4 protein-coding genes and 1 pseudogene are annotated in these 5,293 nt (G+C 72.1%); 4 read left to right on the top strand and 1 reads right to left on the bottom strand.

Annotation, left to right across the window (positions count from 1 at the left end; all coding sequences use genetic code 11):
• Nucleotides 1-323 (top strand): annotated as a pseudogene (locus GTW40_RS30325) (MFS transporter); the annotation flags it as partial.
• On the opposite strand, the gene GTW40_RS30320 reads toward GTW40_RS30325, so the two are convergent.
• Nucleotides 260-1,423, bottom strand: coding sequence for a hypothetical protein (locus GTW40_RS30320; protein ID WP_161183341.1), 1,164 nt, complete (start codon nucleotides 1,421-1,423; stop codon nucleotides 260-262). The pseudogene GTW40_RS30325 and the gene GTW40_RS30320 sit on opposite strands and share 64 nt — an antisense overlap.
• A 264-nt stretch (nucleotides 1,424-1,687) precedes the next feature.
• On the opposite strand from GTW40_RS30320, the gene GTW40_RS30315 reads away from it, so the two are divergent.
• The 3 genes from GTW40_RS30315 to GTW40_RS30305 all read left to right on the top strand — a co-directional run bounded on the left by GTW40_RS30315 (nucleotide 1,688) and on the right by GTW40_RS30305 (nucleotide 5,198).
• Complete coding sequence (locus GTW40_RS30315; RefSeq protein ID WP_161183339.1) at nucleotides 1,688-2,497, top strand: NAD(P)-dependent oxidoreductase; 810 nt, start codon at nucleotides 1,688-1,690, stop codon at nucleotides 2,495-2,497.
• Between the two features lie 322 nt (nucleotides 2,498-2,819).
• Nucleotides 2,820-3,590: a DeoR/GlpR family DNA-binding transcription regulator gene (locus GTW40_RS30310; protein ID WP_161183338.1), complete on the top strand. Its 771-nt coding sequence runs from the start codon at nucleotides 2,820-2,822 to the stop codon at nucleotides 3,588-3,590.
• 234 nt (nucleotides 3,591-3,824) lie between these two features.
• A complete protein-coding gene (locus GTW40_RS30305; RefSeq protein WP_161183337.1) occupies nucleotides 3,825-5,198 on the top strand; it encodes a sugar ABC transporter substrate-binding protein in 1,374 nt (457 codons plus the stop codon).
• The last annotated feature ends 95 nt before the right edge of the window (nucleotides 5,199-5,293 follow it).

Raw genomic sequence — 5,293 nt, 5'->3', positions numbered from 1 at the left:
CCTCCGCCCCGGTGGCGCTGGCGGCGGGCGCGGTGGCCGGTCTGGGGCTGCCATGCGCGCTGATCGCGGTGTTCACGGCCGTGCAGCGCGAGACGCCCGAGGACCTGCTGGGCCGCGCCTCGGCGGCCGCCAACACGCTGGTGTTCACACCGAACGTGCTGGGCCTGGCCCTCGGCGCCGCCCTCGTCGAGACCGCCGACCTCAGGCTGCTGCTGCCGCTCTACGCCCTCCCCCTGTTCGCGACGGCGGCCCTCCTCGCTCAGTGCCCCGACAGGGCCTCCTGCACCGCCGCGAGGTCGCCGTCCGACGCCAACCCGGCGTGATACAGCCGCAGTTCCGTCGCCCCGGCGTCCTGCGCACGGGCCGCGTCGGCCGCGAGGGTGTCCGGGCTGCCGCCCAGGCCGGAGACGACGGTCAGGTTGGCGGCCAGGACCGTGTCGAGCCCGGCCCGCGCGGCGAAGGGCGCCAGCAGCTCCGTACCGCCCACACAGGGGACCACCACACCGTCCGCCACGGACAGTATGTGGGCGGGGTCCACACCGGCGTTGGCACCGCAGTGGTACGACACCGGGTCCGCGTGCAGGAGCACCTGGAAGCCCTCGGGCGCGGCGGCGCGTACGGCCGCGACGGCGTCCTCCTGGAGCGTGCGGGCGGTGTGCTCGCGCCAGGCCAGCGTGGCCGCCGCCGTGTCCGCGCCGAGCAGCCGTTCCACGTCCCGCCACCCCTCGCCGTCCGGCGCCCCGCGCCACACCGGCTCCAGGGCGGCCCGTACGACGGCGGCCAGCTTGTCGGCGTCCAGGCCGTGTCCGCCGTACCCGTCCCGGCAGTCGGGGCAGAAGCACAGCGACATCAGGTACTCGCCCGCGTCGCCCAGCGCGACCCCGGCCGTCTTGTCGTGGGCGTGCAGATGCCGCAGCCCGTACCAGCCGAGGGACTCCAGTTCGGTGCCGTGCGCGCCGGGGCGTACGGCGGCCTCGGCGGCGAGGTCCACCAGGTAGGCGCGGACGGCGGGCTGGGCGATACAGGGCGCCCAGGGGTAGCGGTCGCCGTGGGCGTTGACGACCGAGGTGTGCGGATGCTCCATGCCCAGCCGGGAGTTGTGGGCGAGGACCACCCAGGTGTGCACCTCCAAGCCCGCCGCCGCGAGCGCCCCGGCGGCCTCGCCCCAGGCATCGCCGGGCGCCCAGTCGCCCGCCACATAGGGGCGGAGCACACGACCCGCCCACCGGTCCCCTGGCGGATACAGCACGGCCGCGTGCTCGGCGGTGACGATCCGGTGGCGCGGATGGCGCGGGGTGAGGGCGCGGGTGGAGTGGTAGGCGGCGGCGAGGGTCGCCTGCTCCACGCCGAGCCCGGCGATCCGGTCGGCCGCGCCGGGATCACCGGCCACGTCCCAGGGGTAGACGAACGCCGACGCCTTCACATGGTCCTCCTCCGGCGGCCCGACCCGGAGCAGCGTACGTATGTATCCCTGACCGGCGTCCAAGTCCATGAACAGCGGCACGCTACGGTCCCGCTCTCCGGACGGTCAAGCACCCAACAAGCCACCCGTGCGCGGGTGTTCCGTCCCGCGATGTCCTCTTGACCGGCCCCGGCGCCTCTCCTAGCTTGCCCATGCATGTGAATCACGGCATGTGAATCACGTCCGCCCACACGACCGGCACCCCCGGCGGCAAGGAGACCGAGAATGCCCGCGCCCCGCACCATCCTGCTCACCGGCGCCGCCGGCGGACTCGGCACCCTCATGCGCTCCCTGCTGCCGCGGTACGGATACACGCTGCGCCTGCTGGACGTCCGCCCCGTCGAGGGCGAGCCGGACGCGATCACCGCCGACCTCGCGGACCAGGAGGCCCTGCGCGAGGCGGTGCGCGGGGTGGACGGAATCCTCCACCTCGCGGGCATCTCCCTGGAGGCGCCCTTCGAGAAGATCCTCCGCGCGAACATCGAGGGCACCTACAACCTCTACGAGGCCGCCCGCCTCGAAGGCGTCCCCCGCGTGGTCTTCGCCTCCTCCAACCACGCCGTCGGCTACACCCCCGCCCCCCTGGACGGCGGCCCCACGATCCCCACCGCCACCCCGCACCGCCCGGACACCTTCTACGGCCTGTCCAAGTGCTTCGGCGAGGACCTGGCCCAGCTCTACTGGGACAAGCACGGCCTGGAAACCGTCTCCGTGCGCATCGGCTCCTGCTTCCCGGAACCGACCACCGTGCGGATGCTGTCGATCTGGCTGAGCCCCGCCGACGCCGCCCGCCTCTTCCACGCGGCCCTCACCGCCGAGGGCGTCGGCCACACGGTCGTCCACGGCGGCTCCGCCAACACGCGCGCGTGGATGGACCTGAGCGGCGCGCGGGCGCTGGGCTACGAGCCGCGCGACGACTCCGAGCCGTACGCCGCCGACCTGATCGCCAAGGAGGGCGAGCTGGACCCGGCGAACCCGGCCCACCACCACCTGGGCGGCCCCTTCGTCACGGACCCGCCGATCTGGCCGTACTGAAGCCCGTACGACCCCTCCTACGAAATCCGCAGCACACCCCTGCGAAATCCCGCCGCCCCCTCCCCGGTGCGGCCGAAAACGATCCCTCGCGGCGGCGGGCGGGCACCAAACGGGCCCGCCCGCCGCCGTTTCGGGCACCTCGGAAGCCCGCTTTCCTCTCCGTTCGGGCAGCCGCCCAGGTCCGGGGCGGGCATGGCACTGTGTGAACGGGCACACACGGGCAGGATCGGACTCCCAACAGACCTGGTCAGCGCCGCGCGACCGCTGTAGAACTCTCCCCAGGGCCCGAACGGGCATCTCAATGACGAGAGCGGGTGACTACATGGGCACCAACACGGCCGAGGAGCGCCAGCGCGCGATCGTGCTGGCGGCGCGCGCCACCGGCGCCGTGGACGTCACCGCCCTCGCCGCCGAGCTGGGCGTGGCCAAGGAGACCATCCGGCGCGATCTGCGCGCGCTGGAGGACCACGGCCTGGTCCGCCGCACGCACGGAGGCGCCTACCCGGTGGAGAGCGCCGGCTTCGAGACGACGCTCGCCTTCCGTGCCACCAGCCACGTCCCCGAGAAACGCAGGATCGCGGCCGCCGCGGCCGAGCTGCTCGGGGACGCCGAGTCGGTCTTCGTCGACGAGGGCTTCACCCCGCAGCTCATCGCCGAGGCCCTGCCGGCCGACCGGCAGCTGACCGTGGTCACCGCCTCCCTGCCGGTCGCGGGCGCCCTCGCGGAGGCCGAGAACGTCTCGGTCCTGCTGCTCGGCGGCCGCGTCAGAGCAGGCACGCTCGCCACGGTCGACCACTGGACGACCAAGATGCTGGCCGGGTTCGTCCTGGACCTCGCCTTCGTCGGCGCCAACGGCATCTCCCGCGAACACGGTCTGACCACGCCCGATCCCGCCGTCAGCGAGGTCAAGGCGCAGGCCATCCGGGCCTCGCGGCGCACGGTGTTCGCGGGCGTGCACACCAAGTTCGGGGCGGCCAGCTTCTGCCGGTTCGCCGATGTCGGCGCGGTGGACGCGATCGTCACCAGCACCCAGCTACCTGCCGCCGAGGCCCACCGCTACTCACTCCTCGGGCCGCAGGTCATCAGGGTCTGACCGCAGCCCAGGAGCACCTCCCCGGACGTACCGCACCCCCATACCCGCACCACCCGGCCGTCCGCCGTCCCCCCGGCGAGCCGCACGGCCGGTCCCGCCGCACCCCGGCACCCCCGCACCACCCGCAGAACCCGTCACCGCACCACCCGCATCACCCGCAGAACCCGTCACCGCACCACCCGCATCACCCGCATTCCGCTTACGGGACCGACAAGCGATCAGGAGCCCCCTGCCATGCCAACCCAGAGCCGACGTACGCCTCGCGTCCTCCTCGCCGCCGCTGCCGCGGGAACGCTCGTCTCGCCCCTGCTCACCGGCTGCGCGGGCGCGGGCGGTGCGGGAGGCGGCGGGTCGTCCGCCCACTCCATCAACGTCCTGATGGTGAACAACCCGCAGATGGTGGAGCTCCAGAAGCTCACCGCCGCCAACTTCACCAAGAAGACCGGCATCAAGGTGAACTTCACGACGCTGCCGGAAAACGATGTCAGAGACAAGATCAGCCAGGACTTCGCCAACCAGGCGGGCCAGTACGACGTCGCCACCCTCAGCAACTACGAGATCCCGATCTACGCCAAGAACGACTGGCTCCACTCGGTCGACAGCTACGTCAAGAGCGACAAGACCTTCGACCAGCAGGACATCCTCACCCCGATGACGCAGGCGCTGACCGGCGCCGACGGCAAGCTCTACGGCGAGCCCTTCTACGGCGAGTCCTCCTTCCTGATGTACCGCAAGGACGTCCTGGAGAAGAAGAAGCTGACGATGCCGGCCCACCCGACCTGGCAGCAGGTGGCCGACATCGCCGCCAAGGCGGACGGCGCCGAGCCCGGCATGAAGGGCATCTGTCTGCGCGGCCTGCCCGGCTGGGGCGAGGTCATCGCCCCGCTGACCACGGTGGTCAACACCTTCGGCGGCACCTGGTTCGACAAGGACTGGAACGCCCGTGTGAACTCCCCCGAGTTCAAGAAGGCCACGCAGTTCTACGTCGACCTGGTGCGCAAGCACGGCGAGGCGGGAGCCGCGCAGTCCGGCTACGCCGAGTGCCTGAACAACATGACGCAGGGCAAGACGGCCATGTGGTACGACGCCACGGCGGGCGCGGGCTCGCTGGAGGCGGCCGGTTCCCCGGTCAAGGGCAAGATCGGCTACGTGGCGGCCCCGGTCGAGAAGACCAAGAGCTCCGGCTGGCTCTACACCTGGGCGTGGGGCATCCAGAAGGCGTCCAAGAACCCCGACGACGCCTGGAAGTTCATCTCCTGGGCGTCCGGCAAGGGCTACGAGAACCTGGTCGGCAACCAGGCCGGCTGGTCCAACGTGCCCGCGGGCAAGCGCGCGTCGACCTACGCGATCCCGCAGTACACCAAGGAGGCGGGCGCCTTCGCGGACGTCACCAAGGACGCCATCGCGAGCGCCGAGCCGAAGAACCCGGGCGTACAGCCCCGGCCCGCGCCCGGCATCCAGTTCGTCGGCATCCCCGAGTTCACCGACCTGGGCACCAAGGTCGCCCAGGAGATCAGCTCCGCGATCGCCGGCCGTCAGTCGGTGGACAGCGCGCTGAAGAAGTCGCAGGCGTACGCCGAGACCGTCGGCAAGAAGTACCGGAAGTAAAGAAGTACGAGGATCATGACCGTCACGACATCGGCCCCGGCCGCCGCCGCCACCGCGCGGCCGGCGGCCCGGCCCTCGGACCGCCTGCGCGCGTG

The organism is Streptomyces sp. SID4985 (assembly GCF_009863025.1).
In the GTDB taxonomy this organism is placed as follows: Bacteria; Actinomycetota; Actinomycetes; order Streptomycetales; family Streptomycetaceae; genus Streptomyces.
Note: the sequence above shows the minus strand (reverse complement) of the source record. Positions and strands in the feature narration are given on the sequence as shown.